This window comes from Methylocystis sp. S23 (assembly GCF_054106005.1).
Map to the genome: position 1 here is coordinate 2,880,792 of NZ_CM134185.1, position 26,335 is coordinate 2,907,126.

Below are 26,335 nucleotides of genomic sequence, written 5' to 3' on the forward strand. Positions count from 1 at the left end.
AGCCGCGAGGAAGATTTCGGATGGCCATCCCCGGGCGAGCCGGGGATGGCCCTGGAAACTACGCCGCGAGGGCCGCGCACTGGCCGCCGTCGCAGAAGGCGCCTTCGCGGCCGAGAACATCGAGCGTCCGACGATTGGCGATCTTGATAGCCATCTCTCTTCTCCTAGCAATGCGTGGTTTCGGAACCAGTCCGGACAAACGCCCCGCATCTCGGCTGTTTGTCATTGGATAAGACGTTTCGGCGCAGGAAAAGCGGACAGGCGTAAAACAATTTTTCAGCGCGTGACGTTGCGCGCAGTCACGCCATCGAGCCGCGCGCTCACATCAAAACGCGCGACAAAGTGAAATGCCGGGAATCGAGGATTCCCGGCATTGTCATGCGACGGATTTGGGCTCTGTGGCCTGGGAAGGCGTTCGATCTAAAACTTCAATTTCATGCCGCCGATCACCGCGCGCGGTTGCCCGGCATAGACGCCGCCGCCCGTATTGGCCAAAATGGCGGCGGGCGTCTCTATTCCTCCCGTCAGCGTGTTCGGCATGATGAATGTCGCGGCCATATATCGGCGATCGAACACATTGTTGAGGCTGAGATAGACCTCGATGTTTCTGAAATAGAAATTTTCGAGGTCCCGATTGTAATGCAGATTCAGGTTCACGAGCCCGTAGCTGGGAACGCTGGATAGGTTCGCGGCGTCGAGCGTGTAGGCGCTTTTGAAGACATATTCGACGAAGGCGCCGAGACCTTTATAGGCGCCATGTGGGATGTCATAGCTGGCGCGCGTCGTGATCGTGTGCGGCGGCACGTTGGGAATCTTCTTGCCGCTGCGGTTGAGATAGACGGACGGCGCGGAGCCTGACGGCAATCCCTCCATCATTTCGGTGATGTACTGGCTGTTGAGCGAGTAGACCGCCGTCAAGGCCGCGCCTTCGAAGGGCCGCCAATTGGCGTTGAGCTCGAGGCCGCGATGGATCGCCGCGGGAATGTTCAGCGAATAATTGACCAGAAGCGGCGCGCCGGTCGAGAGCGTGAGAATTTCATTGCGGTACCATTCGTTGAAGCCCGTCAGGCTGACGGTGACGTCGGGGCTCGGCGTCCAGTCGACGCCGATATCGACGCCCATATTGGTTTGCGGCTTGAGAGTCGTGTTGGCCGTCGCGACATTTCCCGTGGAACTTGTCGTGAGCGTCGTGAAATTCGGCGTTCCATAGCCCGCCGCATAGCGAGCGCGGAACTGCCATTCCGGATTGTAACGGTAGGTAAGCGAAGCCTCCGGCGCCGTATTCCAGAACTCCCGGTCGAGAGCGACCTGATAGGGAAGCGTCAATCGGCTCGCCGCATTGTAGGTATACACCGTGTTGACGCCCCAGACCCTGTTCCAGTTCGAGCTGAAGCCAATGACGCCCGTCAAGCCGTCGGCGAGCGCGATTTCTTCTCGCGCGCGGAGTCCGATATTCGAATGATAGGAATCGACCTTGCCGGCCGCGCCGCCCGGCATGCCCCAGTTCCACACATTCGGAACCTGCACGAAGGAGGGATTCGTAGCTTTGGTGTTGTCGTAGAAAAAGCCGAGGAAATGCGTGGCCGGGAAGCCGAACAGCGCGCCGTGCTTCGTGATGTCCGTCGTCACGTTGAGGCCGACCGCGGGCCCGCGCACCTGCACCGGTCCGCCGAAGGAAAAGCGCGGAGGAATGACGGTGCCGTTAATGTAATCGAGGTAATTATAGGTGACTTGAGTCCGCAGCGTCGTCGCATTGTCGAAATCATGCTCCCATCTCAGTCCCGCGATGTGGCGGTTCAGATGCTGATGCGCGCCGAGTTGCGAGAAGCTTTGCGGAACCAAGGCGCCGGAGACGCCGTTTCCCGGCTGCTGGATGTTCGCGCAATAGGGGTTGTTCGCAATCGCGATCTCGCAGCCGAACTGGAAGGGATTGAGATAGTATCTCAGGATCGGCGACGCTTGTGCGAGCTGCGAAAAGGTGTTGTTGAAAATATATTTCAGCGTGAATCTGTCCGACTCGGTCGGCGTCCAGCTTCCCCGAAAATTGGCGGTCTGATAATTATAGGCGCTATGCAATATATGGCCGTCTCCGCGCATGTCGGAAGCGAAGAGAGCGAGATCGAAGGCGCCGATCTTTTTCCCGGCGTTGGCGAAATTGTTGATGTAGCCAAAGCTGCCGAATTCCGAGCCGGTTTCCACGCCGTCGATTTCCGCGCCGCTGCGGGTGCGATAGTTAATCGCGCCGCCCAGGGCGTGATTGCCGAACATGGCGGATGAAGGACCGCGATAAATATCGACGGCGCCATAGGCGTGCGGATCGAGCATGTCCGTGCGGCTGTTCCCGTCGGAGGTCACGATCGGAAAGCCGTCGTCGAACATCTGAATGTTGCGGACGCCATTGGACAGCCGGTTGCCGGAGCCGCGAATGGAGACGATCAGATCGCGCGGCGTCAGGCCCTGACTGAAGGAGACGCCGGGGCTGTATCGCAGCATTTCCTGCACCGTCGCCATCGGGGTGGTGCGGAGAAAACCGCCGGACACCGTCGTAAAGCTTTGCCCGGGAGGATCGCGATAGATCGGCAGTTTGGCGCGGGCGGCGCTAAATCCGGGCGCGACGGATTGAGCGACGGGCTGGGCGGAGGACGTCGCGACGACGGGCGCGGCGGGCCGACTGGGAACGCGCGCGCCGGCGTCGCGACGCCCGCCGCCGATCTCGATGCGGGGCAGGGTCTGCTGCGCATTCGCGCTGGAGGCGGCAAAAACGAGGGTGATGGCGCAGGCGGAAACGCCGCGCGTCAGGGTCGCTTGCAGAGACATGGCAGTTCTTTCTTGAAAGGGTTTGCAGTTATTTGGTTTGAATCCCGCTCGGGCCGTTCGCTGAGGTCGCAGCGGGGGCCCAGGGATCGGCGAAACGAGGCGATGTCAGCAGCGTCTCGTCCGTAAGGGTTTTGAGAAAGGCGATCAGATCGCTCTTCTCCTGCGCGGTGAGCTCGATCGGAACGATCAGCGCGCTCTTATTGGGATTGCGGCGTCCGTCGCCCTTGAGGGGGCCGTTCGAGACGTTGCGCCCGCCTGCGGCGTAGATGTCGATCACTTCCTCGAGCGTCGCCACGCTGCCGTCATGCATATAAGGCGCGGTCACGGCGATATTGCGCAGGCTGGGCGCGCGGAACGCCCCCATATCCTCCGGCTTGTGGCTGTTCTCGAAAACCCCGCGATTGGGTGCGGGATAGCCGCCCTTTCCGTCGAGGTCGTAGAGGCCTGTATTGTGAAACGGCGTCTCTATTTCCCGCGTCTTCGCGTGATAGAACTGATCGTCGAAATTGACGCTGCCATGGCAATGATGGCACTCCGCCTTCTCGCCGAAGAACAAATCCTTGCCGCGCGTTTCCTCGGGTGAAAGACTGGCTTTTCCCTGAAGATAGAGATCATATTTCGAGGACGCCGAGACCACGCCGCGCTCGAAGGCGGCGATCGCCTTGATCACGTTTCCGAAGCTGACCGGCTTCGCCTCCTTTGGAAAGGCTTGCGCGAACGCCAGGCGATAGCCCGGATCGGCTTCGAAACGCGCGAGGATCTCCGCGCGATTGTCGTCATTGACGCCCATCTCGATGGGGTCCTCGCCGAACAGCGGATTTTCCATCTGCCGTTCGAGCGTCACCAGGGCCGGATTCGCCCAGGTCAATGTCGCGCGCCAGGCGGCGTTGGCGACGCTTGGCGAGTTGCGCGGCGTCGCCTGGCCAGTGGCGCCGATAGCGACCGGGCGCCCGTCCGTGAAGGCGAGCTTCTGCAGATGGCAGCTCGCGCAGCTTTCCTTGCCATTGCCCGAGAGGCGCGCGTCGTAGAATAATTTTCGTCCGAGCTGGAAGCGCGCCTCGGACATTGGGTTGTCGGCCGGCTCGCGGGGCGGCGGCAGAAAATCCGGCAATGTCCAGCGCCAGGCGGCCGCATCTTGAGGCGGCTCGCTTTGTGCGGCCGTCGCAAGCAACGTCAAGGATAGAAGAGCAAGAAGAGAAGCGCGCGGTTTCATTTCAAGCCCTCCACGCGAAACATCTTCGTTGCGACGCCGGAGGGCTTGCCGGAATCATTCGCGTCGGGCGCGGTCTCCTTCAGACGCAGGCCGAGATTCTCGAACATCGGAACGCATTCGGGGTCTCCCGGACCGCTCATGCAGCCCGTCGAAAATCCTTTGTCCCGGCCGAGATCGATTCCGGCGAAGAGCGCCTCGAGATCGAGAACGATTTTCTGGCGCGCGGGCGAGAAGGAGGAGAACCGCACGGGGATGCGATTTGGACTCGTGCAGGAGGTGATCTCGCCCTTTATGGCGTCGCCCCGGCAGCCCGTCGAACCGAGATGGAGCATCCAGGTGGCGACGGTGATCGTGCCGTCATCATTGACGCGCAAGGGCGCGGCCTTGGGCGCGTCCGCCATCGCCGGCGCGTCCGGCTTGTCGGTCGAAGGGGCGGAAGCGCCCGCACTGGGCGGCGTCGGCCGCGGGGGCGGCGGCGGCCGGGTGACGCCGCCTTCCGGATCAAGTTCGATCTTGATGAATTTGCGCCCGCCCTGCCAGTTCCAGCTCATCGACTGTAGATCGAGCGGCGCCGGCGCTGTCGCGAAATTCGAATGATTGAGAACGACTTCTTTTCCGTCCGGCCCCTTTGCGAGACTCGGCGCCCCGACGACGAAGCTCACGCCCTTGTAACGGCCGGGAGGCGCGACGCCCTTGATCGTGTCGTTGACGCTTTCCGTCCCCACGCATTTGCCGGTCTTGTTCTCGAAATCGAGCAGAGCGACATTGGCGTATTGCCATTCGTTCTGTTCGAGCTCGATGGGGGTCTGGCGGCCGGCGCCGTCGATCAGCTCGACGTCCGACACGTAAAGGCGCGCGTCATGGAGTTGCGCGGCCTTTCCGCCGGTTCCCAAACCATGAATGTCGCGGCCGCATTCCGCCGGCTGCTTTCCGGCCGCGAGCGCGAAACGTATCGCGACGCTCTGCTTTTCAGTCTGATGGCTATTCGGTTCGGCGCGCGCGCCGCCCAGCGTCGCAATCGTCGTGGCGACGCCGATGAAAATAGAAAATGCACGCATGTCTTCTTCTCCCCGCTCGCGAAGATCGCGAACGCAAGACGAAAGGGGAGCAGACCCGACGGATAGACGACCGGGGGGCTGCGCTCAGTCTGTCAGGAGAAGAAGAGCGGCGGCGCTCGGGAAGACCAGGCGCTGAACCTCGTGACCTTCGGCGGAAGCGCGTTTCGGCCGCCGAGCCATGGCGCGCTTGTCTCGGACTGCGGGACAAGCACGGCGATCAAAACGGTCAGCAGCGCCGCCGCTTCGATTCCGTCGTCCTTCTCGCCAAGGATGCAGGCGCCGCAATGATGCTGATGCGGTTGCGGCGACTTCCGGTGGACGTCGATATCCGCCTTGCAGACGACGCCGGCGGCAGGCGCCGAAGCCCCCACGAGATCGCTGGATAAGCCCTTATGAGCGCTGCCGGTTTGAGCAATGAGAAGCGCGGCGAAAAACAATATGGCGATGGCGGCGCGCGCGACGCGCGCGTGCATGAAATTCCGCCATTTTAGTGAATTTTGCCGCATAAGCATTGCTTATCGAAACGCCCCTTGTCTTGTCAACGACACAATGAACTGCCTTCGCCGAAGGCTTCGATTGTTGCATCGTCGCCACATCGGAAGAAGAGACATCGCGATATCAGGGAAATTCTCCCATCCGGCTTTGCAAATGCTCCATGGCTTTTCGAACGTGACGCTGAACCGTCCGGACGTTGATCCTCAACCTCCGCGCGATCTCGCGATGGTTCATCGCGAAAATCTGCTGAAGCAGGAAAGCGTCCTGGCAGGCCGGCGGCAATTCCGCGAGGCTTTTCCAAAGCTGGCGGGCCAGCAATGCGTTTTCATTGGCCTTGCCTGGATCGCGGGCCTCCAAATCGGCCTCCGGCGTCTCCATTCCCGGAACGCGGCCGCGCCTTCGATCCTTTCGGAGCGAGTCGACCGCCAGATTCGAAACGATCCGGAAAAGATAAGGCCGAGGGCTCTTGAGATGCTCAACTTCGCCGATTTGCATCAAATGCAGATAGGCGTCCTGGACGAGATCCTCCGCGGCCTGGTCGCCGACGCGGCGACGCGCGAAGAGACGCAGCTCCCGCGCATGCGCGCGATAAAGGTTGGAAAGCAAGCGGTCACGCGCCGGCATGATCCGCCTCCGTCTTTCGACCGCACGCGTCGTAAGCGCTTTCTAATTCTGACAGATCGGCGCCAAGGGCGCCGGAAGGAAGAGGGATCATGAGCCGCCTCGCAAAAAGCGAATGGAAGCGCCCCGGTCGGCGGCCAGCGGGGCGAGCGCAATAAGACTTCGTCATCTCGCAGGCGGCGCCCGCGACAGGCTGTCGAAATCATATGAATGAACGCGCGTCGACGCCCGCTCGACGTTCCGCCGACCGTTGACGAGCAATATGCGCGCGATCTAGCCTTGTGGCGGCCCGCGCGCTTTGGAGATGCGGAATAGTTGGGAGCCTAAAGAGGCGGGGTTCGAATTGTCCCAGCCGGCGACCTGCGTCCGTCGCCGCAGGGTCGCCGTTATCTCGAATATGGGCGCGAGGCTCGCGATGCAGCCGCCGCAGGAAGCGGCGCAGCAAAATCCCCAGTGATGGCGCTCGTGGGAGGAATCGGGCGACTGCGTTCGTTCAGTCGAACAAATGACTTCGCTCGATGCGCGAAACGCAAACGCCGGCGCGAGCGCCGATGCGACGACGCAAAAAAGCAGAAGACCGAGCGTGAAAGCCTTTATCGGATTTTTCATTGCGCCGCCGAGCCGCGAAGACGACGAAATTAGCGTAACGATATCTAATTGCGACATGATTGCAAGTCGCTTGTCCTCGCGCGGAAGGGGGCTGTCGCGCGAAGCCGCGCCTCGCTTGGCAGGGCGGGAGCCGCGACGGCTCGGGTTCTTAGCGGCCGGGCGGGCGCGACCGCATGGCGCGGCCGAGGGACGCGCTGAAAAGCCGCAGGCCTTGGAGCAAATATCGCGGCGGCGGGCGCCTCCGGGGCCGGGCCGAGATGGCGGCGATGGGCCGCCTCAAGCTCACCTTCGCAGGCGAAGCGCTCATCGTCTCCTTGATCCCGCCACGCTCTCGGCCATAGATGGTCTCATTCATCTATCGCGGGCAGGGCGATGCGGTCGCATTACGAGGTCTTGGGGGTCAAGGAGGATGCGGGCGCGCGCGAGATCAACGCGGCCTATCGCCGGCTTGCGAAGAAACATCATCCGGACAAGGGCGGCGACCCCGCGGCCTTCCAGCGCGTCACCGAGGCCTATAATGTCCTCAAGAGCAAGGCGGCGCGCGACGCTTACGACTTCGAGCACAAGTTCGAGAATTATCTCGACAAGGCGAATCGGCGGACGCTGCGCCAGCGGCTCGCGGATTTCCTCCGCCGCCACGCTTTTTCGTTTCTGGCCGTCTTCGCCTTCTTCTTCGGGATCTTCCTGCTCGATTGGGGCGACGGCATCCACGAGGCCTTCAATCCGGCGCTGCTCGCGGCGGGCTGCGCCTCCATCCTGCTGAGCGTCGGCTTTTACGCCAATCGTCAGCGGCTCTATGAGGGCCTTGGGGACGCGGTCGTTCGCGCGGTCTTCTCGATCCTGCTCTTTCTCTTCGACGTGGCGATGCGCGTCTATCTGATCCTCGTCGTCGGCTTCTCGGTCGTGGCGCTCCTCGCCTTGCTGAACTGGCTCAAGAAAAACTATCTGCACCTGCTTCCGCATCATTTCTGACGCGTGGAGCGGCCGCAACGCGCCGTCATCGGCTTCCGTCGAGCCGCTCCATGAGCGCCATCGCGGCGGCCGGATTTCTCACCTTCGCGCCCCGGACGACATAGAGAAAGACATCGCGCGCGCCGCGTTTCGGCGCATTGGCGCAGAGTCTCGGCAGGTCCGCCGGCGCGCCGCCTTCCGCCCAAAGCTTCGCGCGTTCCGCCCAGAGGTCGAGGCGCGCCTTGTCGTAACCCTGCCGGCGCGCCGCCGTCGTCCCCATGATGCGCGCATAGACGAAGGGCGCGGTGAGATCGGCGATCAGCGGAAAGTCCGAATCGCCCGCGACCACGATGGCGACATGATGCGCGCGCGCCAGCGTGACGAATTCCGTGGTTTGAAAGCTGTCATTGCGCACTTCCAGGGCGTGCCGCAGCGCCAGCCCTTCGCTTTCCTTCGGCAGCGCCGAGAGAAAAGCGTCGAAGAAATCGGCGTCGAATTTGCGCGTGGGCGGGAACTGCCACAGCACCGGCCCGAGCTTCTCGCCCAGCGCGGCGACGCCGCTGTCGAAGAAATGCGCGATCGACTCCCGCGCCTCGGGCGCGTTGCGGCGCGTCACGGCGTAGCGCGGCGCCTTCACGCTGAAGACGAAGCCCTCCGGCGTCGCGTCGCGCCATTTCAGAAAGGTCTCGCGCGTCTGCGTGCGATAGAAAGTGGAGTTGATTTCGATGGAGGCGAGATGACGGCTTGCATAGTCGAGCTCATGCGCCTGAGATAGATCCGCCGGATAGAAGACGCCGCGCCAGGGCGCGAAGCTCCACCCGCCGACGCCGACATATATGCGGCCCGTCGCCATCCGCGCACTCCTTTCGTCGAATCCCGGAGCTAGCGCGCGAGTCGATGCGGGCGAGCGCCAGCTTGCGCTCGCCCGTCCTCGCGCCATGTGCGGAAATTGTGAGTGGCTGTCGGGCAATGTCATGCGCAAGAAAGGAAGCATTATGGCGGCGAAGAATTATTCCTGGGCCGTGGCCTCGCTCGCGCTCACCCTCGCGGCCTGCGACCGCGGTCCCGCGCTTCCGGAAAGCGCGGGCTATGGGCCAGACCCGACGCTTCCCGATCCGCGGCCGACGCCGAGCTTCGCCCCTCATGTCAATGTCGCGCCGGCGGTGGGCTGGGGCCCGGACGAGAAGCCGATCGCGGCGCAGGGCCTGAGCGTCACCGCCTTCGCGACAAATCTCGATCATCCGCGCTGGCTCTATGAATTGCCGAATGGGGACATTCTCGCCGCCGAAACCGACGCGCCCGAGAAGCCCGAGACTGCAGGCGTAAGCTGGCGCGGCGTCGTCGAAGGCATGGTGATGCGCGGGGCGGGTTCCCATAAGGGCAGCGCCAATCGCATATCGCTCTTGCGCGACGCTGACGGCGACGGCGTGGCGGAGACGCGGACCGTGCTGATCGAGAAGCTGAATTCGCCCTTCGGAATGGCCCTCGTCGGCGACCGGCTCTACATCGCCGACGCAGATGCGCTCCGGCGCGTCCCTTACAAGGACGGCGATATGCGCATCGACGCGACGCCGGAGAAGGTCGCCGACCTTCCCGCGGGGCGCAATCATCATTGGACGAAAAGCCTCGTCGCATCTAAGGACGGGGAGCGGCTTTATGTCGGCGTCGGCTCCAATTCCAATGTGGGCGAAAACGGACTTGACGAGGAGAAGGATCGCGCGGCGATCCTCGAGATCGACCCGGCGAGCGGGACGACGCGCGTCTTCGCCGGCGGCCTGCGCAATCCCGTCGCCATGGACTGGAATCCCGTCACCGGCGGGCTGTGGACGTCCGTCAATGAGCGCGACGAGATCGGCGACAATCTCGCGCCCGATTACATGACTTCGGTGCGGGAGGGCGGCTTCTATGGCTGGCCCTACAGCTATTGGGGCCAGCATGTCGACGCGCGCGTGACGCCGCAAGATCCCGATCTCGTAAATAAGGCGATAAAGCCGGATTACGGTCTCGGATCGCATACGGCCTGCCTCGGCTTCGCCTTTGTCGGCGACGCGAAGCTCGGGCCGTTCCGCAACGGCGCGATCGTTTCCCAACACGGGTCCTGGAACCGCACGCCGCTTGCCGGCTATCGCGTGATTTTCGTGAAATTCGAGAACGGCGCGCCCGTGGGCGCGCCGCAGGAAGTGCTGACCGGCTTTCTCAACGACAAGAGCGAGGCGCGCGGTCGCCCGGTCGGCGTCATCATCGACCGGCGCGGCGGCCTGCTTGTCGCCGACGATGTCGGGGGCGCGGTTTGGCGGGTGAGCGCGAGAAGCGATTAGCCATGGCCGCCGCCGCGGCGGGGCGCTTCGGCTCCTGGCGCCGGGGCGGCCGGCCGTAGCCGCGCAAGCCGGCCTTGTGCGGGGGCGCACGGCTTATGGGCGCGCCTGTGCTATCATCCCTTGCGACTCAGCAGGGAGAGACGCCCTCGTGCCAGACTTTTTTTCCGGCCTAGTGGCCTTCGCGGTCTATTTCGCCGGCGCGGTCGGTTTTTGCGCTGTTTTCTGTCTCATCTATACGCGCGTGACGCGCCATGACGAATTCACGCTCATCGTCGAGGAGCAAAGCGCCTCGGCGGCCATCGCCTTCGGCGGCAGCCTTCTGGGGTTCGCTATCGCGCTCGCCGGCGCCATTCACCACACCGGCTCGATTCCGGAATTCGTGATGTGGGGCCTCGTCGCGCTGGCGACGCAGATCGTCGCCTATGGCTTAGCGCGGCTCGCCTATCCCAATCTTTCGCGCGCGATCGAGGAGAACGCGCTCGGCGCCGCGATCTGGGTCGCGGCGGTGTCGGTGTCCGCCGGCCTGCTCAGCGCCGCCTGCATGAGCCCGTAAGCCCATGACGGAAGAGAAGCCAAAAAATCTCGGCAAGCGCGGCCCGCCCCCAGTCGTCGTCCATAAGCCCCGGGCGCCGGGAGAGACGGCGTTCTCCGGCCAGAAGCGCTCGCTCGCCGTGTCCCTCGCCCTTATGGGAGCCGTCGCGCTCGGCGCTTACGAGACCTTCGACTGGATCGACCGGAAGCTCAATTGCGAGCCCGATCCCGCCAAGCCCGAAGAGCTGATCTGCAAGCATAGCAGCAGCGGCGGCCATGGCTCCACCTATCGCCGCTCCAGCGGCTCCTGGCATTGGGGCGGCGGGTCCGGCTCGACGCATGGCGTGTCCTTCGGCGGCTTCGGCCATTCCGGCGGCTTTCACTTCGGCGGGAGCTGATGAAACGGGAAATCTCAAAGCCGCGCTCCGGAGTCGAAAGCCATTTCCGCGAGATCGGCTTCGCCTATGCGCATATGGACGGCGAGCCCTATTGGGACGAGAGCGCCCGCTATGTCTTCACGCTGCGGGAGATCGAGGACGACCTCGAGAAGGCGACGAGCGAGGTCGACGCGCTCTGTCACGAGCTCGCCTGGCGCATCGTCGCCAGCGAGGAGATGATGGACCGCCTGCATATTCCGAAACATGCGCGCGATCTCGTGGCGGAGAGCTTCCGGAAATGCGATCCCTCGCTCTATGGCCGCTTCGATTTCGCCTATGACGGCAAGGGGCCGCCCAAGCTCCTAGAATATAACGCCGACACGCCGACGAGCCTGTTCGAATCCGCCGTGGTGCAATGGCATTGGCTGGAGCAGCTCATCGAGGGCGGCGAGCTGCCCGAGGACGCCGACCAGTTCAACTCGCTGCACGATAAGATCATTGCGCGCTGGGAGGCGATTGCGCCGAAGAGCTTCGTGCATTTCGCGGCGATGAGCGAGAGCGTCGAGGATTTCGGCACGGCCGCCTATCTCGCCGATTGCGCGACGCAGGCCGGCTGCGCCGCGGCGCTTCTGGACATGCAGGATATCGGGCTGAAAGGCGCGCAATTCTGCGACCGGGACGGGCGCGGGATCGAAACGCTCTTCAAGCTCTATCCCTGGGAGTGGATGTTCGCCGACGAATTCTCCCATGCGCCGGCGATGCGCGCCACGCGCTTCGTCGAGCCGCCATGGAAGGCGCTCCTCTCCAACAAGGGCATGCTCGCGCAGCTTTGGGAGCTGGCGCCGGGCCACCCCAATCTGCTCGAATGCTATTTCACGGACGACCCGCGCGCGGCGTCGCTCGGCGAGAGCTACGCGAGGAAGCCGATCTATTCCCGTGAAGGCGCGAATGTCGTGCTGATCGAGGACGGCCGCGCCGTCGCCAGCGCGCCGGGCGGGTATGGCGCCGAGGGGCATGTGCGGCAGGCTTTGCATATGCTGCCGAATTTCGACGGACGCTATCCCGTCATCGGCTCGTGGATCGTCGGCGGCGAGCCCGCCGGCATGGGCATTCGCGAGGACGCGTCGCCCGTGACCTCGAACCGCTCGCGCTTCGTTCCGCACGCCATCATCGGCTGATCCGCGCGGAAAGCTTCACGCGAAAGCATCGCGGAGGCGAAGCTCCCGCGCCTCCCTTCGCGCCGGTCCGGCGCTATCTAACAGTTCCGTCACTCGAATTGCCGGCCTTTTCGCTCGCGTTTTCGGCGTCATTGCGAGCGAAGCGAAGCAATCCAGGATTGCTTCGGCGGCTGCGCCGCCTCGCAATGACGGCGGAACGTCCTCCAAAAAGCCCGTTAGTTCGAGTGACGCAGGCTACGCGCAAGCGTCGCCGAGCAAATCGGCGAAGGAGGCGATCATCATGCGACTGACGTCGGAAGCATTCGTCGACGGCGGCCCCATTCCGCGCGAATATACTTGCGACGGCGACGACCGTTCGCCGCTGCTGCAATGGACCGGCGCGCCGAGGGACGCGAAAAGCTTCGTTCTGCTCGTGGACGACCCCGACGCGCCGGGCGGCCTTTTCCGTCATTGGGCCTGTTACGACATCCCCGCCCATTACGCCGCGCTCGTCGAAGGAGCGGGCCGGCCCGAGGGGTTCGAGGATTTTCGGCACGGCGTGAATGATTTCCACGAGCTCGGCTATAACGGCCCGTGCCCGCCGCGCGGGCATGGGCGCCATCGCTACCGTTTCCGGCTGCTGGCGCTGAATTGCGCGGAACTGCCGGTCCGCACGCATCCGAGCTGCGCGGAGGTCGAGGCGGAGGCGCAGAAGCATGTCGAGGCGGAGGCGCGGCTCACGGGAGTCTATCATCGGTGACTCGCCGGTCCGGCTTGCGGTAATGGTCGCGGGGGAGGGCCGGCGGGTTCCATGGGAATTTCGGATTTTCTTGGCTTCGGACGGCGCGGCTCCAGGACCGACGCGGCGATCGCCGACATTGCGGCGGCGATCCGGCGCAATTTGCGCGGGCTCGGCCTGTTCGTCGAGGCCAGGCCCTACAGGACGGGCTTTGTCGAGATCCGGGCCTCGACCTCCAGACGATTGGTGACGACGCCGGGCGACGCGGGCGCGTCCGGCGTCGCGCTGCTTCTCGCCGGCAAATTCGATCCGCCCGCGCTGGTTTTCGAGCAGATCAACTCGGTTGCGCCCGGCCTCGGGAGTCGCATGGTCGGCGCCGTCATGGACGGGGCGCGAACGCGGCCGGGCGCGTTGGCGCAGGTGAAGGTAAACGACCTCTCGCCGGTCCGGAAGGACGGGCGGCGGTGGTGGGAGCATATCGCCGCGCGCCACGCCGATTTCGATTGGCGCATCACCCATGATCCGGACGAGACGCATTGGACGGCGCCGGTCCGCGTGACGGACGACGTAACGCGGACGCCCGACTTTCTGCGCAAGCAGGAAAAGCTTTGCGCGCTTGCGCGCGAATTCGGCTGCGACCCGGCGCGGGTGACGCTTAGTCCCGAAACGAAGGTCTTCGATTTCCTCGGCCAGAGCTTCGCCTCGGAAGGCGAGGCGACGCCCGACGGGCGCGTGACGATCTATTACGATCCCCGGATGAGCGACGCGCGGCTCGGCTGCTGCCTCGCGCACGAGCTCCAGCATTTGCGCTATTTCGCCGTGCGCGACGCCTACAGCGCCGAGCCGCGAGGCGGCCCGCTGCATCGCCGCTTCGAGAGCTTCACGCCCGAGCTGCTGGCCGCGCAGCGCGGCGTGTCGAACTATTCGAACGAGCATTGGGACGCATGGAAAGGCGCGGCGCTCCCGCGCCTCTTCTCGGACGAACTTGCGGAAGGCGGCAGCGAGCCGATCAACGAGACCGTCGCCGAGACAGCCAAGGCCCTCTACAATTGGGGGCCGGAGGCGCGGATCAATCCCGTCTGGCGCGCGCTGCGCGAGGCGGTGGACGACGCCTATCGGGGCCTCACAGGCTGACGCCCATCCGGCGCAGCAGGGGCAGCATCAAGAGATAGGCGCCGGCCGTTCCCGCGACTGAGGCCGCAAGCGCGGTCCAGAAGCCGAGGCCGTAGCGGATCAGCAAGGGCAGGAGCGGGAAGAGCAGCAGCGACGGAATGATGAGCCAGAAGATCTGGCCTGACAATTCGCCGATCTTCTCCGCCTCGGTCCCCTCCAGCCGCAGCCAGACGAAGGCAAGAAGCGAGGTGAGCGGCAGCGACGCGACAAAGGCCGCGAAGCCCGTCGATCGCTTGGCGATTTCCGAGACGGCGAGGATGACGAGGGCGGAGGCGATGACCTTGATGGCGTAATAGAGCATGGCGGCGGGACTTTAGCCGGGCCGGGGCTGCGGGGGCAATGTCCAGGGCAATCGGGTGAACGCCGGGCATGAGCGAATCCCTTTCCTTCGCGGCTGCCGCATGCGCGCATCTCGAAAGTCGCCACGCCGTCATGGCCGGGCTTGTCCCGGCGTCCCTCGCTCGCCTTTCGCGCCCGCCTGTGCTAACCCCTTCGCCTCCCCCTGAGAGGGACAAGAAGAACGGGGCAGGAAAGGCGAGGGTCGCGCGAAATGTCGGATATTTTCCACGAGGTTGACGAGGACGTCCGCCGGGACAGGGCCGCCGAGTTCTGGCGCCGCTATCAGACGCCGATTTTCGTCATCGCCTTCCTGATCGTGGCCGCGACCGGCGCGTGGAGCTATTATCAGGAGAAGCGGCTGAAGGCGGCGGAGGCGGCCAATGACCGCTACGTCGCGGCCGTTAAGCTCGCCGAGGAAGGCAAGAACGCCGAGGCCGCCGCCGCTTTCGAGGCGATCGCGAAGGATGGCCCGAAGGGCTACGCCGCGCTCGCCCGCATCCGCGCCGCCGAGGTCAATCCCGACCGCGAGAAGGCGCTCGCCGAACTCAACGCCATCGGCGAGGACACGAATGTCGACAAGCTCACCCAGCACATTGCGATGCTCCGCGCCGCGCTGATCGTGCTCGAGGGCGACGACCGCCAGAAGCTCGAACGCGCGCTTGGTCCGCTGATGATTTCGGACGGACCCTTCCGCTTCTCCGCGCAGGAATGGAACGGGCTCGACGCGCTGTTCAACGATGATCTCGACGAGGCGGAGCGCGTCTTCGAGCAGGTGCTCAACAATGGCGACGCGCCGCAATCCATGCGCCAGCGCGCCTCGGCCTATAAGGGCCTGCTGCACGCCAAGCGCGGCCCGAAGCCGGCTCCGGCCGCCGCCGGCGGCGGAACGGACGGCGGCAAGATCGACGTCGTGCCGGTGATCGAGCCGGAATCCGGCGGCGCGCCGCCCGCGGGCTCCGCGCCGTTCGAGACGTCGCCGACGAAGTGAAATCCCCTCTCCCCGTGAAACGGGGAGAGGGTCAGGGTGAGGGGCAAGGCCGCTTCGCAAATTCGGGGCGCATTCACGCGCCCGCTTCGCCCCTCACCCCGCCCCTCTCCCCGCAGGCGGGGAGAGGGGGAGAGCACGACGCATCCGACACGCCCTCTCCCGCCGGGAGAGGGTTTCGCGTTATTGAGGGGCTACAAAGCCCAGGGTCACAGGAAATGTCCTTCTCCCTCGCCATCATCGGCCGCCCCAATGTCGGCAAGTCGACGCTCTTCAACCGGCTCACCGGCAAGAAGCTGGCGCTTGTCGACGACCGGCCGGGCGTGACGCGCGACCGTCGCGAGGGCGAGGCCAAGCTCGCCGATCTGCGCTTCACCATCATCGACACGGCGGGGCTGGAGGAAGGCGCGAGCGCGACGCTCGAAGGGCGCATGCGCGCCCAGACCGAGAGCGCGATCCTCTCCGCCGACGGCGTCCTTTTCGTCATCGACGCGCGCGTCGGCGTGACGCCGGAGGACAAATATTTCGCCGATCTTGTCCGCCGCGCCGGCAAGCCCGTGATCCTCATCGCCAACAAGGCCGAAGGGAAGGCGGGCGAGGCCGGGGCCTATGACGCCTTCTCGCTCGGCCTCGGCGATCCGGTGCCGTTCTCGGCCGAGCATGGCGAGGGCCTGGGCGCGCTTTACGAGGCTTTGCGCGAGGCGCTGCCCGAAGAGACGGCCGAGCCCGCCGAGGAAGAAGAGCGGCAGGAAGAGAATCTTTACGACGACGAGGAGGACGGCAGCGACCTCGACGTCACCAAGCCGCTGCGCATCGCGGTCGTGGGCCGCCCCAACGCCGGCAAATCGACCCTCATCAACCGCATCCTTGGCGAGGACCGTCTGCTCACCGGCCCCGAAGCCGGCATCACGCGCGACTCCATTGGCGTCGACTTTGTCTGGCGCGACCGCAAGATGAAGCTTTTCGACACGGCCGGGCTGCGCAAGCGCGCCAAGGTGGTGGACAAGCTCGAAAAGCTCTCCGTCGCCGACGCGCTGCGCGCCGTGCGATTCTCGGAAGTGGTCGTGCTGCTCATCGACTCGACCATTCCCTTCGAGAAGCAGGATTTGACCATCGCCGATCTCGCCGCGCGCGAAGGCCGCGCCTTCGTCATCGGCTTGGGCAAATGGGACCTGATCGAGGATAAGGGCGCGGCGTTGACGAAACTGCGCGAAGACGCCGAGCGCCTGCTGCCGCAGGTGCGCGGCTGTCCGGCGGTCCCGGTCTCGGGCGCGACGGGGCAGGGGCTCGACAGGCTGATGGAGGCGATCGTCTCGACCCATGCCGTCTGGAACAAGCGCATCGCCACCGCGCGGCTGAACCGCTGGCTGCTCTCCGCCGTCGAACAATCCCCGCCGCCAGCCATTTCGGGGCGCCGCATCAAGATCCGCTATATGACGCAGGCGAAATCGCGCCCGCCGCATTTCGTGCTCTTCGGCAATCAGCTCGAGGAATTGCCGGCAAGCTACGAGCGCTTCCTGATCAACGGGCTGCGCAAGACCTTCGATTTGCCGGGCGTGCCGATCCGCATTTCGAAGAAGGCGGGGGACAATCCTTACGCCGGGAAGAAGAGGTAACGATCGGGAAGGGTTCGAGGCGGGGCGATCGCGTGAAGCTTTCCTCGTCCTTCGAGACGCCGCCTTCGGCGGCTCCTCGGGATGAGGAAAGCTTCACGCGATCGCCCCTGTTCAAGGTGCAGAGGAGGGATGACCATGCCGAACACGATAACCCTTCATCGCGTGCTCGCGACGAAACCGGAAAAGGTTTATCGAGCCTTCCTTGAGCCCGACGCAGTCGCGCAGTGGCTGCCGCCCAATGGCTTTACCTGCACGGTCCACAAGATGGATGCGAGAGCGGGCGGCGAGCGGCGCATGTCGTTTCGCAATTTCACGACCGGGGAAAGCCATTCATTCGGTGGCGAATATGTCGAACTGATCCCGCATGAGCGCATTCGATACACGGACAGGTTCGACGATCCGAACTTGCCCGGACAAATGAATGTGACGGTCGAGTTGAGAGCGGTCTCGACAGGAACGGATGTCCTTATCGTGCAAGAGGGCGTGCCGGACGTCATTCCGCCGGAGGCCTGCTATCTGGGTTGGCAGGAATCCTTGGCCAAGCTCGCCAAGCTCGTCGAGCCGGAAATCCAAGGGTAGCAGTCTATGGGCCGTTAGCGCGAGCGCAGCGAAGCCGCTGCGCCGCCCCTGGATTGCTTCGTCGCGACGGCGGAGATCGCCGTCCGTACGGCTTTCGCGAGCAGCGCCAGCCGTGGCCGCTCGAAAAGCAATTCCAGCCTCAGCGCCTTGGGGAGCTCGATCTGCACGCCCGCGCCGCGCCGTCCGCGATTGCAGATATTCGCCGGATCGCGCCCGGCGAGGGGGTGGCCTTCGCCCACGGCCTTTGCCGTAAAGCCGCTTTGCGTCAGGGCGGCGCAAATCTCGTCGCGCAGTGTTTCATGCAGACCGCCGACCCAGATGGCCGTTTTGTCGTCGCCGTTCTTGCGGCCGTGAATGGAGAGCGCGACTTCGCTCGCCGCGACCAGCGCCAGCGCGCGCGGCTCGTCGAAGCGGGTCGACGTGATATGCATGGTGGTCTCGCGCGTGCGGCGGGCCAGGCTGTCGAAGCGGTAGAGCGAATGATCGGCGCCGGCGATCGCGGTCGCGACATGCGACGTGCCGGGCTCGATCCATCCGCCATGCGGCGCGATGATCGCGAAAGGAGAGGGGCGCGCGGCGAGGTGGATGCGGTAATGTACGCCCTCGATCTCGCGCGCGGCGAGCGCTGCGAAACTGTCGTATTGATCAGGCATAGGGTGAAGATAGCGTAGGTCTTGTAGGCTCGAAAGAGACAGCATTTGCGGCGCCAGGGCGATCGGGTGAACGCCGGGCGGGAGCGAATCCCTCCCTTTTACGGGGAGGGCGGCCCTGCGAAGCAGGGCCGGGTGGGGTAAAGCCCTAACAATATAGCGGCGCGAACCCCACCCGGCGGTCTTCGACCGCCGACCTCCCCGTAAAAGGGAGGTATTTGGCGGCTAACGCCCGAATTGTTGTTCACCCCATCGCCCTGTTTGCGGCGCCCTCGAGAGACGGGCGCCTTGGCGGACGCCCTAAGGTGGGGGAGGATTGGGGAAGGGCGCAGCAGCAAGAGGATTTGGCCAGATGACCCTGAAACCGTCCCCCGAAAACATCCTCTCGCTCGGCATGTCCTTCTGGAACGCCAAGGCGCTGCTCTCTGCCGTGGAGCTCGGTTTGTTCGATGCGGTCGCGGAAGCCCCTGCGGATGAGGAAACGCTGAGAAGGAAGCTTGGCCTCCACCCGCGCTCCTCGCGCGATTTTTTCGATGCGCTCGTCGCGCTGAAGCTTCTGAAGCGCGAGGACGGGATTTACCGCAATACGCCGGAGACCGACTTCTTCCTCGTTCGCGCGAGGCCCAGCTATGTCGGCGGCCTGCTGGAGATGGCCAACGCCCGCCTCTATGAAAGCTGGGGCCGTCTCACCGAGGCGCTGAAGACCGGCAGGCGGCAGAGCGAAAACAAGGAGGAGGGCGATCTCTTCGCCGCCCTCTATGCCGATCCCGAGCGGCTGCGCGGTTTCCTCGCCGCGATGAGCGGCGTGAGCGCCGGCGCCGCCAACGCCATCGCCGCGAAGTTCCCGTGGAGCGACTATACGAGCTTTATCGATGTGGGCGCGGCGCAGGGGATGGTCCCCGTCACGCTCGCGCGCGCGCATCCGCATTTGACGGGCGGCGGCTTCGACCTGCCGCAGGTGCGGCCGATCTTCGACGCCTTCGTCGCGGCCAACGGCCTATCCGATCGCCTGCATTTCCACGCCGGCGACTTCTTCGCCGACGCGCTGCCGCAGACCGAGGTCGTCATCATGGGCCATATCCTGCATGACTGGGATTTGGACCAGAAGCGCCTGCTGCTGAAGAAGGCCCATGGCGCGCTGCCGTCCGGCGGCGCGCTCATCGTCTATGAGGCGCTGATCGACGACGACCGGCGCGAGAACGCCTTCGGGCTGCTGATGAGCCTGAATATGCTCATTGAGACGGCGGGCGGCTTCGACTATACGGGCGCGGACTGTCAGGGCTGGATGATAGACGCGGGCTTTTCGCAGACTCGGGTCGAGCATCTGGTCGGCCCCGATTCCATGGTGATCGGAATCAAATAGAGGCGAGCGCCCCGCGCCTGGCCGACGCCAGTCCGGCATGAGCTTTTCCGGGAGGCGCCAGCGCCTGAGCCGGGCGAAGCGGTTGCGAAAACCGGACTTTGACGGAAACTCGACGCATATTGGCCGATTTCAGTTGGACGCGGCCCAGTTTTGAATTATTCTAATCAGGCGTAGCCGGAGCCCGTCATTCGGGTTCCGCGCTCCGTCAATTTCTCCTTGGAGGCAAATAATGGCATCGCTCAAGGGCAGCAAGACCGAAGAGAACCTGAAAGCCGCCTTCGCCGGCGAATCGCAGGCGAACCGCCGCTATCTCTATTTCGCTCAGAAGGCCGATGTGGAAGGCTATAATGACGTCGCCGCCGTGTTCCGCTCCACCGCGGAAGGCGAGACCGGCCACGCCCACGGCCATCTCGAGTTCCTCGAATCGGTCGGGGATCCGGCCACCGGCCTCCCGATCGGCAAGACGCCCGACAACCTGAAAGCCGCCGTCGCGGGCGAGACCCACGAATACACGGACATGTATCCGGGCATGGCGCGCTCGGCCCGCGAAGAGGGCTTCGAGGAAATCGCCGATTGGTTCGAGACGCTCGCCAAGGCCGAGCGTTCGCACGCCGGCCGCTTCCAGAAGGCGCTCGACGACCTGAAATAAGAATCCGGAAGAAGGGAGCGCCGTCCCTGGCATGGCGCGCCGCTCCCTCTTTCCGCGACGCGGCCGGGTCCGCCCGGCAATAGCATCGCCGCCGTCGGGGGATTGGCGGCGATCTCCTTCAACGACATTCGTCGCCCTGCGCGGCTTCCCGGCGAGGGCGGGAGGCTCGGGCCATGACGGCCCTGCGGGCGCTCGCGGAATTGGATCATGAGAGAAGGCAGTCTCGAGGCGCCAACCCGGCATCCGCTGGATTGGGAGAATCCCGATTTCTACGACGAGGCGAAGCTCGATGCCGAGATGCGCCGCGTGCTCGACATTTGCCATGGCTGCCGCCGCTGCTTCAATCTCTGCGACAGCTTCCCGCGGCTCTTCGATCTCGTCGACGAATCGGCCACGGGCGAGCTCGATTCGGTCGCGAGCGCCGACTTCAAGAAGGTTGTGGACGCCTGCACGCTCTGCGACATGTGCTTCCTGACGAAGTGCCCTTACGTCCCGCCGCATGAATTCAATCTCGACTTCCCGCATCTGATGCTGCGCTATCGCGCCGCCGAGGCGAAGAAACAGGGGATCGGCGCCGTCGACCGCGCGCTGACCGAGACCGACCGCAACGGCAAATGGGCGACGCTGATCTCGGGCGCCGTCAATTGGGCGACGCGCCGCGGCAGCCCTGTGCGCGGCCTCGAGGAAAGATTCGCCGGCGTCGACAAGGACGCCGAACTGCCGACCTACGCCGCACGGACGCTGGAAGCGCGGGCCGAGGCCCATCCGCCCGCGCGCAATGCGGCCGGCCCCGCTAAGGCGCGCAAGGTCGTGCTCTACGCCACCTGCTATGGCGATTATAACGACACGTCGATCGGCATGGCCGCGCTCGCCGTGCTGGCCAGGAACGGCGTCGAGACCAAGGTCCTGCATCCGCATTGCTGCGGCATGCCGAAGCTGGAGCAGGGGCTGATCGGCGAAGTCGCCGACGCCGCCCGCAAGGTCGCCGCGGCCTTCGCGCCTTATATCGACGAAGGCTACGATATTGTGGCGCCGGTTCCCTCCTGCGCGCTGATGCTGAAATTCGAATGGCCGCTCATCCTGCCCAATGACGAGAGCGTGAAGCGGCTGGCCAAGGCGACCTTCGATCTCTCCGAATATGTCGTCGACATCGCCAAGAAAGAGGGGCTGGCCGAAGGCATGGAGCCGATCGAGGGCGGCGTCGCCTTCCATATGTCCTGCCATTCGCGCGCGCAGAATTTCGGCCAGAAGGGCGCCGAGCTTCTGAAGCTCATCCCGGAGGCCGATGTCGCGGTGGTCGAGCGCTGCTCGGGCCATGGCGGCGCCTGGGGCTATAAGAAGGGCAATTTCGAGACGGCGATGAAGGTTGGCAAGCCGGCCATGCGTCAGCTCAACACGGCCGGCAAGAGGCATGTGGTGTCGGAATGTCCGCTCGCGGGAATCCATTTGGAGCAGGGGATCGAGGCGCTGGGCGGCGACGCGCCCAAGCCGGAGCGCGTCGGCCATCCGATCGTGCTAATGGCGCGGGCTTACGGCGTCGCGAGCGAGTAAAGCTCTTCCCTCTCCTCGCCTGCGGGGAGAGGGTTAGGGGGCGGGCAAATTCCCGCGCCGGGGGCTTTGCCCCTCACCCCAGCCCTCTCCCCGTAAACGGGGAGAGGGGGCGTTCCGCGTCCCTTAGGGGCGGGCTTGGGCAAAGCCGGGCGTGAGCTATCCCTCCCCTTTACGGGGAGGGTGGCCCCGCGCAAGCGGGATCGGGTGGGGTAAAACCCCGTCGCTGCCGTCGCGGCGCGAACCCAACCGGGCGGCCCTTTGGCCGCCGACGAGGTATTTGGAGCGAGCGACCGAGAGAGCTGTTCACCGGATTGCCCTCGGGAGGAGGGCGGGTTCGAGGGAGTAGTCATGTCCATCAAAACCGAGATCACCCGAGCCGACATTCTCCCCTGGGCGGAATACGCCAGGGACCGCGCCGAGCACCGCAAGCGCATCTCGGCGATCAAGCGCAACCGCCGCGTCGAAGTGGGCCTCTTCGTGACCTTCTATTTCGAGAGCTTCGACACCATGTGGCTGCAGGTGCAGGAGATGCTGCATATCGAGCGCGGCGGCGACGCGCAGGCGCCGGAAGAGATCGCGGCCTATAATCCGCTCATCCCGAAGGGACGGGAGCTCGTCGCGACCTTCATGATCGAGATCGACGACCCGTTGCGCCGCGCGCGCGTGCTCGCGGGCCTTGGCGGGATCGAGGAGACCGCCTTCATCGAGGTCGGCGGGGAGCGCATCGCGGGCAAGGCCGAGACCGACCAGGACCGCACCACCGCCGAAGGCAAGGCGAGCAGCGTGCAATTCGTGCATTTCCCCTTCACCGACGCGCAGGTCGCGGCCTTCAGGCAGCCGAGCGCCCGGGTGATCCTAGGCTTCTCTCATACGAATTACAGCCATATGGCGGTCGTGGCGGAGGCGACGCGGGCGGCGCTCGCGGGGGATTTCGCATAAATCCCCGAGAGCGCCCCGCGGATAATCGCGCAGCGTCTAACGCTGATTCCGGGGCTCGCAGCGCCAGCCGGCGCAGACCTGCGCCGTCTTGTGCGGCTCCAGCGCGCAGGGCCTTCTGGATAGGCAGACGGCGACTTTCGAGGGGCCGCAATCGGGCACGAATGCGTGCCGCAAGCACGCGCGCCCGCTTGTGAGGTGCCAGGCCGACGCGGGCTGGATGCAACCGGAAGCAAGCGCGGATAACAGGGCGGCGGCCGCCAGGGCAATCTTGGACATCTCCATCTCCTATCGACTAAGACATAGCGCCGCCTGCTCTCGTAAGCAGCCGGCAGGCGCTATCCTCTCGGGATTGCGAAGGGGCGCGCTTGCCTTTAATCCGGGCGCCGGACAATCCCGCTGAAACGAGCCTGCCTTGACCATACAGACTAGCCGAGACCCCGTCTCGCGGCGACGCACTTTCGCGATCATCTCGCACCCCGACGCCGGCAAGACGACGCTCACCGAAAAGCTGCTGCTCTTCGGCGGCGCGATCCAGCTCGCCGGCGCGGTGAAGGCCAAGCGCAACGCGCAGCAGACGCGCTCGGACTGGATGAGCATCGAGCGGGAGCGCGGCATTTCGGTCGTCACCTCGGTGATGACCTTCGAATATGCCGATTGCGTCTTCAACCTGCTCGACACGCCGGGCCATGAGGACTTCTCGGAAGACACCTATCGCACGCTTTCCGCCGTCGACGCGGCGGTGATGGTGATCGACGCGGCCAAGGGCATCGAGGCGCGCACCCGAAAGCTCTTCGAGGTCTGCCGCCTGCGCGACATTCCGATCGTCACTTTCGTCAACAAGCTCGACCGCGAAGGCCGCGACCCGTTCGAGCTGCTGGACGAGATCGAGAAGACGCTGGCGCTCGACACGACGCCCATCACCTGGCCGATCGGCGGCGGCAGGAATTTCGCGGGCACCTACCGCTTCGCGACGAAGACGGTGCGCCAGATCGATAAGGACGGCGAGGAGCTGAAGACGGAGGGCTTGTTCGATCCGCTCTTCGACACGCTTCTGCCCAACGGCGCCGACAATTGGCGCGAGGAGGCGATGCTGGCGGAGGAGGGAAGCAAGCCCTTCGATCTCGCCGCCTTCCGCGAGGGGCATCTCACGCCCGTCTTCTTCGGCAGCGCGCTCAGGAATTTCGGCGTGCGCGACCTGATCGACGCCATGGCCGAATATGCGCCGAGCCCGCGCGCGCAGGAGGCCGACAAGCGCGTCGTCGAGGCGAGCGAGCCGAAGATGACCGGCTTCGTCTTCAAGATCCAGGCGAATATGGACCCGAATCATCGCGACCGCATCGCCTTCATGCGCGTCTGCTCCGGCAAGCTCACGCGCGGCATGAAGGCGAAGCTCATCCGCACGGGCAAGAACATCCCCGTCAACGCCCCGCAATTCTTCTTCGCCCGCGACCGCTCGATCGCCGACGAGGCTTATGCGGGCGACGTGGTGGGTCTGCCGAACCATGGGCAATTGCGCATCGGCGACACGCTCACGGAGGGCGAGGACTTGCGGTTTCGCGGCGTGCCGAGCTTCGCGCCGGAAATACTGCGGCGCATTCTCATCAGCGACGCCATGAAGGCCAAGAAGCTGCGCGAGGCGCTCCAGCAACTCGCAGAGGAGGGCGTCGTGCAGGTCTTCACGCCGCATGACGGCTCCGGCTCCATCGTCGGCGTCGTCGGCGCGCTGCAGCTCGACGTGCTGGCGACGCGGTTAGAAGCGGAATATAACTTGCAAACGCGCTACGAAACCTCGCGTTTCACGGTCTGCCGTTGGATCACGTCGGACGAGCCCGCGAAGCTGAAAAGCTTCATCGATTCGAACGGCTCCAGCATCGCCGACGATCTCGACGGCGCGCCGGTGTTCATGAGTTCGTCCGCGTTTCAGCTCAATTATGACGCGGAGCGCAATCCAGCTATCAAATTTTCGGATGTGAAGGATTATCAGAAAAGCGCGGCGTGAGACGCACCACGCCGTCATTGCGAGGAGGCGAAGCCGACGAAGCAATCCAGTGCCACGTCGCGGCCTCTGGATTGCTTCGCTTCGCTCGCAATGACGGGTGTGACGACCGCCTTTGCTTTCTGCGGGCGGCGCCCACCGCTTCAATCCGCCACTCTTCCCGTCCCGCCCGGGCCGTGATAAGGCGAACCCCTCAACAAAGCGCGACATGGAGAGCCGGGTTCGCCGCTTGCACCGGGGAAGCCGCCTTTTTCGCTTATCTTTCGCGCCCTTAGGCTAGAGGAAATTCCATGAGCCAGTCCGGTTTCTTCACCACCTCCCTTGCGCAGTCCGATCCGGAGCTCGCCAAGGCGATCGAGCTCGAGCTCGGCCGTCAACGGCACGAGATTGAGCTGATCGCTTCGGAAAACATTGTTTCCAAGGCGGTGCTGGAGGCTCAGGGCTCGGTTCTGACCAACAAATATGCGGAAGGCTATCCGGGCAAGCGCTATTACGGCGGCTGCCAGTATGTCGACATCGCCGAAAATCTCGCCATCGACCGCGCCAAGAAGCTCTTCGGCTGCGGCTTCGCCAACGTTCAGCCGAACTCCGGCTCGCAGGCCAACCAGTCGGTGTTCCTCGCGCTCGCCCAGCCGGGCGACGTGTTCATGGGCCTCGATCTCGCGGCCGGCGGCCATCTCACCCATGGCTCGCCCGTGAATCTCTCGGGCAAGTGGTTCAAGCCGATTCCCTACACCGTCCGCAAGGACGATCATCGCATCGACATGGAGCAGGTCGCCGCGCTTGCCCGCGAGCACAAGCCCAAGCTCATCATCGCCGGCGGCTCGGGCTATTCGCGCATCTGGGACTTCGAGGCGTTCCGCAAGATCGCCGATGAAGTCGGCGCCTATTTCATGGTGGATATGGCGCATTTCGCCGGCCTCGTCGCCGCCGGCCTGCATCCGTCGCCCTTCCCGCACGCCCATGTCGTCACCACCACGACGCACAAGACGCTGCGCGGCCCGCGCGGCGGCATGGTGCTGACCAATGACGAGGACATCGCCAAGAAGATCAATTCGGCGGTCTTCCCCGGCCTGCAGGGCGGCCCGCTGATGCATGTCATCGCCGGCAAGGCCGTCGCCTTCGGCGAGGCGCTGACGCCCGAATTCAAGGCGTATCAGCAGCAGGTGAAGGACAACGCCCAGATTCTGGCCAAGACCCTCGTCGACGCGGGCCTCGCCATCGTCTCGGGCGGCACGGACAATCACCTGATGCTCGTCGATCTGCGTCCCAAGAAGATCACCGGCAAGGCGGCGGAAGCCGCGCTCGGCCGCGCCCACATCACCTGCAACAAGAACGGCATCCCCTTCGATCCGGAGAAGCCCTTCGTCACCTCCGGCATCCGTCTCGGCTCGCCGGCCGCGACCTCGCGCGGCTTCGGCGCGGAGGAGTTCAAGGAAATCGGCGGCCTGATCGTCGAGGTGCTGGACGGCCTGTCGTCGAAGGGCGAAGAGGGCAATGCGGCGACCGAAGCGGCGGTGAAGGAAAAGGTTCACGCGTTGACCGCCAGGTTCCCGATCTATTCATAAAAGCGAATAGAGATTAGCGAGTAGCGAATGGTGAAAACTAT

At 64.6% G+C, this 26,335-nt stretch carries 25 protein-coding genes; 16 read left to right on the top strand and 9 right to left on the bottom strand.

Annotation, left to right across the window (positions count from 1 at the left end):
- Positions 1 to 58: 58 nt before the first annotated feature.
- From mbnA to ACV7JP_RS14170, 6 genes are all read right to left on the bottom strand, one after another.
- Positions 59 to 154, bottom strand: coding sequence for a methanobactin (gene mbnA / locus ACV7JP_RS14145; RefSeq protein WP_457796301.1), 96 nt, complete (start codon positions 152 to 154; stop codon positions 59 to 61).
- A 266-nt stretch (positions 155 to 420) separates the two neighbouring features.
- Positions 421 to 2,817, bottom strand: coding sequence for a TonB-dependent receptor (locus ACV7JP_RS14150; RefSeq protein ID WP_457796302.1), 2,397 nt, complete (start codon positions 2,815 to 2,817; stop codon positions 421 to 423).
- A 28-nt stretch (positions 2,818 to 2,845) separates the two neighbouring features.
- A complete protein-coding gene (locus ACV7JP_RS14155) occupies positions 2,846 to 3,928 on the bottom strand; it encodes an MbnH family di-heme enzyme (protein ID WP_457796303.1) in 1,083 nt (360 codons plus the stop codon).
- 98 nt (positions 3,929 to 4,026) lie between these two features.
- Positions 4,027 to 5,088 carry an MbnP family copper-binding protein gene (locus ACV7JP_RS14160; protein ID WP_457796304.1) on the bottom strand — a complete coding sequence of 354 codons (1,062 nt, stop codon included), beginning with the start codon at positions 5,086 to 5,088 and terminating at the stop codon, positions 4,027 to 4,029.
- A gap of 92 nt (positions 5,089 to 5,180) precedes the next feature.
- Positions 5,181 to 5,600: a hypothetical protein gene (locus ACV7JP_RS14165; RefSeq protein ID WP_457796305.1), complete on the bottom strand. Its 420-nt coding sequence runs from the start codon at positions 5,598 to 5,600 to the stop codon at positions 5,181 to 5,183.
- A 106-nt stretch (positions 5,601 to 5,706) separates the two neighbouring features.
- Entirely contained in the window at positions 5,707 to 6,207 is a 501-nt protein-coding gene (locus ACV7JP_RS14170) for an RNA polymerase sigma factor (RefSeq protein ID WP_457796306.1), read from the bottom strand.
- A 978-nt stretch (positions 6,208 to 7,185) separates the two neighbouring features.
- Here ACV7JP_RS14170 and ACV7JP_RS14175 point away from each other — a divergent pair.
- The gene (locus tag ACV7JP_RS14175; protein ID WP_457796307.1) at positions 7,186 to 7,785 is read left to right on the top strand and encodes a J domain-containing protein; all 600 of its coding nucleotides are present in this window, start codon (positions 7,186 to 7,188) and stop codon (positions 7,783 to 7,785) included.
- Positions 7,786 to 7,810: 25 nt separating this feature from the next.
- Here the strand turns inward: ACV7JP_RS14175 and ACV7JP_RS14180 are convergent, their stop codons facing one another.
- Complete coding sequence (locus ACV7JP_RS14180) at positions 7,811 to 8,617, bottom strand: DUF72 domain-containing protein (protein WP_457796308.1); 807 nt, start codon at positions 8,615 to 8,617, stop codon at positions 7,811 to 7,813.
- Between the two features lie 142 nt (positions 8,618 to 8,759).
- On the opposite strand from ACV7JP_RS14180, the gene ACV7JP_RS14185 reads away from it, so the two are divergent.
- The 6 genes from ACV7JP_RS14185 to ACV7JP_RS14210 all read left to right on the top strand — a co-directional run bounded on the left by ACV7JP_RS14185 (position 8,760) and on the right by ACV7JP_RS14210 (position 14,020).
- Positions 8,760 to 10,082 carry a PQQ-dependent sugar dehydrogenase gene (locus tag ACV7JP_RS14185; protein WP_457796309.1) on the top strand — a complete coding sequence of 441 codons (1,323 nt, stop codon included), beginning with the start codon at positions 8,760 to 8,762 and terminating at the stop codon, positions 10,080 to 10,082.
- Between the two features lie 148 nt (positions 10,083 to 10,230).
- The gene (locus tag ACV7JP_RS14190; protein ID WP_457796310.1) at positions 10,231 to 10,635 is read left to right on the top strand and encodes a DUF350 domain-containing protein; all 405 of its coding nucleotides are present in this window, start codon (positions 10,231 to 10,233) and stop codon (positions 10,633 to 10,635) included.
- A gap of 4 nt (positions 10,636 to 10,639) precedes the next feature.
- Entirely contained in the window at positions 10,640 to 11,011 is a 372-nt protein-coding gene (locus ACV7JP_RS14195; protein ID WP_457796311.1) for a hypothetical protein, read from the top strand.
- The gene (locus ACV7JP_RS14200; RefSeq protein ID WP_457796312.1) at positions 11,011 to 12,168 is read left to right on the top strand and encodes a glutathionylspermidine synthase family protein; all 1,158 of its coding nucleotides are present in this window, start codon (positions 11,011 to 11,013) and stop codon (positions 12,166 to 12,168) included. The genes ACV7JP_RS14195 and ACV7JP_RS14200 overlap by 1 nt, the downstream gene beginning before the upstream one ends.
- Before the next feature lie 280 nt (positions 12,169 to 12,448).
- Positions 12,449 to 12,907, top strand: coding sequence for a YbhB/YbcL family Raf kinase inhibitor-like protein (locus ACV7JP_RS14205; protein ID WP_457796313.1), 459 nt, complete (start codon positions 12,449 to 12,451; stop codon positions 12,905 to 12,907).
- Positions 12,908 to 12,958: 51 nt separating this feature from the next.
- The gene (locus ACV7JP_RS14210; protein ID WP_457796314.1) at positions 12,959 to 14,020 is read left to right on the top strand and encodes a hypothetical protein; all 1,062 of its coding nucleotides are present in this window, start codon (positions 12,959 to 12,961) and stop codon (positions 14,018 to 14,020) included.
- Here ACV7JP_RS14210 and ACV7JP_RS14215 read toward each other — a convergent pair.
- Entirely contained in the window at positions 14,010 to 14,360 is a 351-nt protein-coding gene (locus tag ACV7JP_RS14215) for a DUF3147 family protein (RefSeq protein WP_457796315.1), read from the bottom strand. The two genes, ACV7JP_RS14210 and ACV7JP_RS14215, sit on opposite strands and share 11 nt — an antisense overlap.
- 249 nt (positions 14,361 to 14,609) lie before the next feature.
- On the opposite strand from ACV7JP_RS14215, the gene ACV7JP_RS14220 reads away from it, so the two are divergent.
- The 3 genes from ACV7JP_RS14220 (at position 14,610) to ACV7JP_RS14230 (ending at position 17,578) form a co-directional block, all read left to right on the top strand.
- Positions 14,610 to 15,386, top strand: coding sequence for a tetratricopeptide repeat protein (locus tag ACV7JP_RS14220; RefSeq protein ID WP_457796316.1), 777 nt, complete (start codon positions 14,610 to 14,612; stop codon positions 15,384 to 15,386).
- A gap of 215 nt (positions 15,387 to 15,601) precedes the next feature.
- On the top strand, positions 15,602 to 16,999 hold the full coding sequence (gene der / locus ACV7JP_RS14225; protein WP_457796317.1) for a ribosome biogenesis GTPase Der: 1,398 nt from the start codon (positions 15,602 to 15,604) through the stop codon (positions 16,997 to 16,999).
- A gap of 135 nt (positions 17,000 to 17,134) precedes the next feature.
- On the top strand, positions 17,135 to 17,578 hold the full coding sequence (locus ACV7JP_RS14230; protein ID WP_457799096.1) for an SRPBCC family protein: 444 nt from the start codon (positions 17,135 to 17,137) through the stop codon (positions 17,576 to 17,578).
- A 14-nt stretch (positions 17,579 to 17,592) separates the two neighbouring features.
- On the opposite strand, the gene ACV7JP_RS14235 is transcribed toward ACV7JP_RS14230, so the two are convergent.
- Positions 17,593 to 18,231 (bottom strand): poly-gamma-glutamate hydrolase family protein, encoded by a 639-nt coding sequence (locus tag ACV7JP_RS14235; RefSeq protein WP_457796318.1) that lies wholly within the window; start codon positions 18,229 to 18,231, stop codon positions 17,593 to 17,595.
- A gap of 349 nt (positions 18,232 to 18,580) precedes the next feature.
- On the opposite strand from ACV7JP_RS14235, the gene ACV7JP_RS14240 reads away from it, so the two are divergent.
- The 6 genes from ACV7JP_RS14240 to glyA all read left to right on the top strand — a co-directional run bounded on the left by ACV7JP_RS14240 (position 18,581) and on the right by glyA (position 26,294).
- Entirely contained in the window at positions 18,581 to 19,591 is a 1,011-nt protein-coding gene (locus tag ACV7JP_RS14240; RefSeq protein WP_457796319.1) for a methyltransferase, read from the top strand.
- A gap of 229 nt (positions 19,592 to 19,820) precedes the next feature.
- The gene (locus tag ACV7JP_RS14245) at positions 19,821 to 20,240 is read left to right on the top strand and encodes a rubrerythrin family protein (protein WP_457796320.1); all 420 of its coding nucleotides are present in this window, start codon (positions 19,821 to 19,823) and stop codon (positions 20,238 to 20,240) included.
- Positions 20,241 to 20,447: 207 nt separating this feature from the next.
- Positions 20,448 to 21,791: a heterodisulfide reductase-related iron-sulfur binding cluster gene (locus tag ACV7JP_RS14250; RefSeq protein WP_457796321.1), complete on the top strand. Its 1,344-nt coding sequence runs from the start codon at positions 20,448 to 20,450 to the stop codon at positions 21,789 to 21,791.
- 348 nt (positions 21,792 to 22,139) lie between these two features.
- On the top strand, positions 22,140 to 22,730 hold the full coding sequence (locus ACV7JP_RS14255) for a DUF3501 family protein (RefSeq protein ID WP_457796322.1): 591 nt from the start codon (positions 22,140 to 22,142) through the stop codon (positions 22,728 to 22,730).
- Between the two features lie 412 nt (positions 22,731 to 23,142).
- Positions 23,143 to 24,729, top strand: a complete 1,587-nt coding sequence (locus ACV7JP_RS14260) for a peptide chain release factor 3 (protein WP_457796323.1) — start codon at positions 23,143 to 23,145, stop codon at positions 24,727 to 24,729.
- Positions 24,730 to 25,016: 287 nt separating this feature from the next.
- Positions 25,017 to 26,294 (top strand): serine hydroxymethyltransferase, encoded by a 1,278-nt coding sequence (gene glyA, locus ACV7JP_RS14265; protein ID WP_457796324.1) that lies wholly within the window; start codon positions 25,017 to 25,019, stop codon positions 26,292 to 26,294.
- The last annotated feature ends 41 nt before the right edge of the window (positions 26,295 to 26,335 follow it).

Bases quoted from the DNA above. Each gene is read 5' to 3' on its own strand.
- ACV7JP_RS14170 (WP_457796306.1), bottom strand. From the start codon at position 6,207: ATGCCGGCGCGTGACCGCTTGCTTTCCAACCTTTATCGCGCGCATGCG.
- ACV7JP_RS14220 (WP_457796316.1), top strand. From the start codon at position 14,610: ATGTCGGATATTTTCCACGAGGTTGACGAGGACGTCCGCCGGGACAGG.
- ACV7JP_RS14175 (WP_457796307.1), top strand. From the start codon at position 7,186: ATGCGGTCGCATTACGAGGTCTTGGGGGTCAAGGAGGATGCGGGCGCG.
- ACV7JP_RS14205 (WP_457796313.1), top strand. From the start codon at position 12,449: ATGCGACTGACGTCGGAAGCATTCGTCGACGGCGGCCCCATTCCGCGC.
- mbnA (WP_457796301.1), bottom strand. From the start codon at position 154: ATGGCTATCAAGATCGCCAATCGTCGGACGCTCGATGTTCTCGGCCGC.
- ACV7JP_RS14185 (WP_457796309.1), top strand. From the start codon at position 8,760: ATGGCGGCGAAGAATTATTCCTGGGCCGTGGCCTCGCTCGCGCTCACC.
- glyA (WP_457796324.1), top strand. From the start codon at position 25,017: ATGAGCCAGTCCGGTTTCTTCACCACCTCCCTTGCGCAGTCCGATCCG.
- ACV7JP_RS14150 (WP_457796302.1), bottom strand. From the start codon at position 2,817: ATGTCTCTGCAAGCGACCCTGACGCGCGGCGTTTCCGCCTGCGCCATC.
- ACV7JP_RS14180 (WP_457796308.1), bottom strand. From the start codon at position 8,617: ATGGCGACGGGCCGCATATATGTCGGCGTCGGCGGGTGGAGCTTCGCG.
- ACV7JP_RS14215 (WP_457796315.1), bottom strand. From the start codon at position 14,360: ATGCTCTATTACGCCATCAAGGTCATCGCCTCCGCCCTCGTCATCCTC.
- ACV7JP_RS14245 (WP_457796320.1), top strand. From the start codon at position 19,821: ATGGCATCGCTCAAGGGCAGCAAGACCGAAGAGAACCTGAAAGCCGCC.
- ACV7JP_RS14195 (WP_457796311.1), top strand. From the start codon at position 10,640: ATGACGGAAGAGAAGCCAAAAAATCTCGGCAAGCGCGGCCCGCCCCCA.
- ACV7JP_RS14230 (WP_457799096.1), top strand. From the start codon at position 17,135: ATGCCGAACACGATAACCCTTCATCGCGTGCTCGCGACGAAACCGGAA.
- der (WP_457796317.1), top strand. From the start codon at position 15,602: ATGTCCTTCTCCCTCGCCATCATCGGCCGCCCCAATGTCGGCAAGTCG.
- ACV7JP_RS14235 (WP_457796318.1), bottom strand. From the start codon at position 18,231: ATGCCTGATCAATACGACAGTTTCGCAGCGCTCGCCGCGCGCGAGATC.
- ACV7JP_RS14250 (WP_457796321.1), top strand. From the start codon at position 20,448: ATGAGAGAAGGCAGTCTCGAGGCGCCAACCCGGCATCCGCTGGATTGG.
- ACV7JP_RS14200 (WP_457796312.1), top strand. From the start codon at position 11,011: ATGAAACGGGAAATCTCAAAGCCGCGCTCCGGAGTCGAAAGCCATTTC.
- ACV7JP_RS14255 (WP_457796322.1), top strand. From the start codon at position 22,140: ATGTCCATCAAAACCGAGATCACCCGAGCCGACATTCTCCCCTGGGCG.
- ACV7JP_RS14160 (WP_457796304.1), bottom strand. From the start codon at position 5,088: ATGCGTGCATTTTCTATTTTCATCGGCGTCGCCACGACGATTGCGACG.
- ACV7JP_RS14240 (WP_457796319.1), top strand. From the start codon at position 18,581: ATGACCCTGAAACCGTCCCCCGAAAACATCCTCTCGCTCGGCATGTCC.
- ACV7JP_RS14210 (WP_457796314.1), top strand. From the start codon at position 12,959: ATGGGAATTTCGGATTTTCTTGGCTTCGGACGGCGCGGCTCCAGGACC.
- ACV7JP_RS14165 (WP_457796305.1), bottom strand. From the start codon at position 5,600: ATGCTTATGCGGCAAAATTCACTAAAATGGCGGAATTTCATGCACGCG.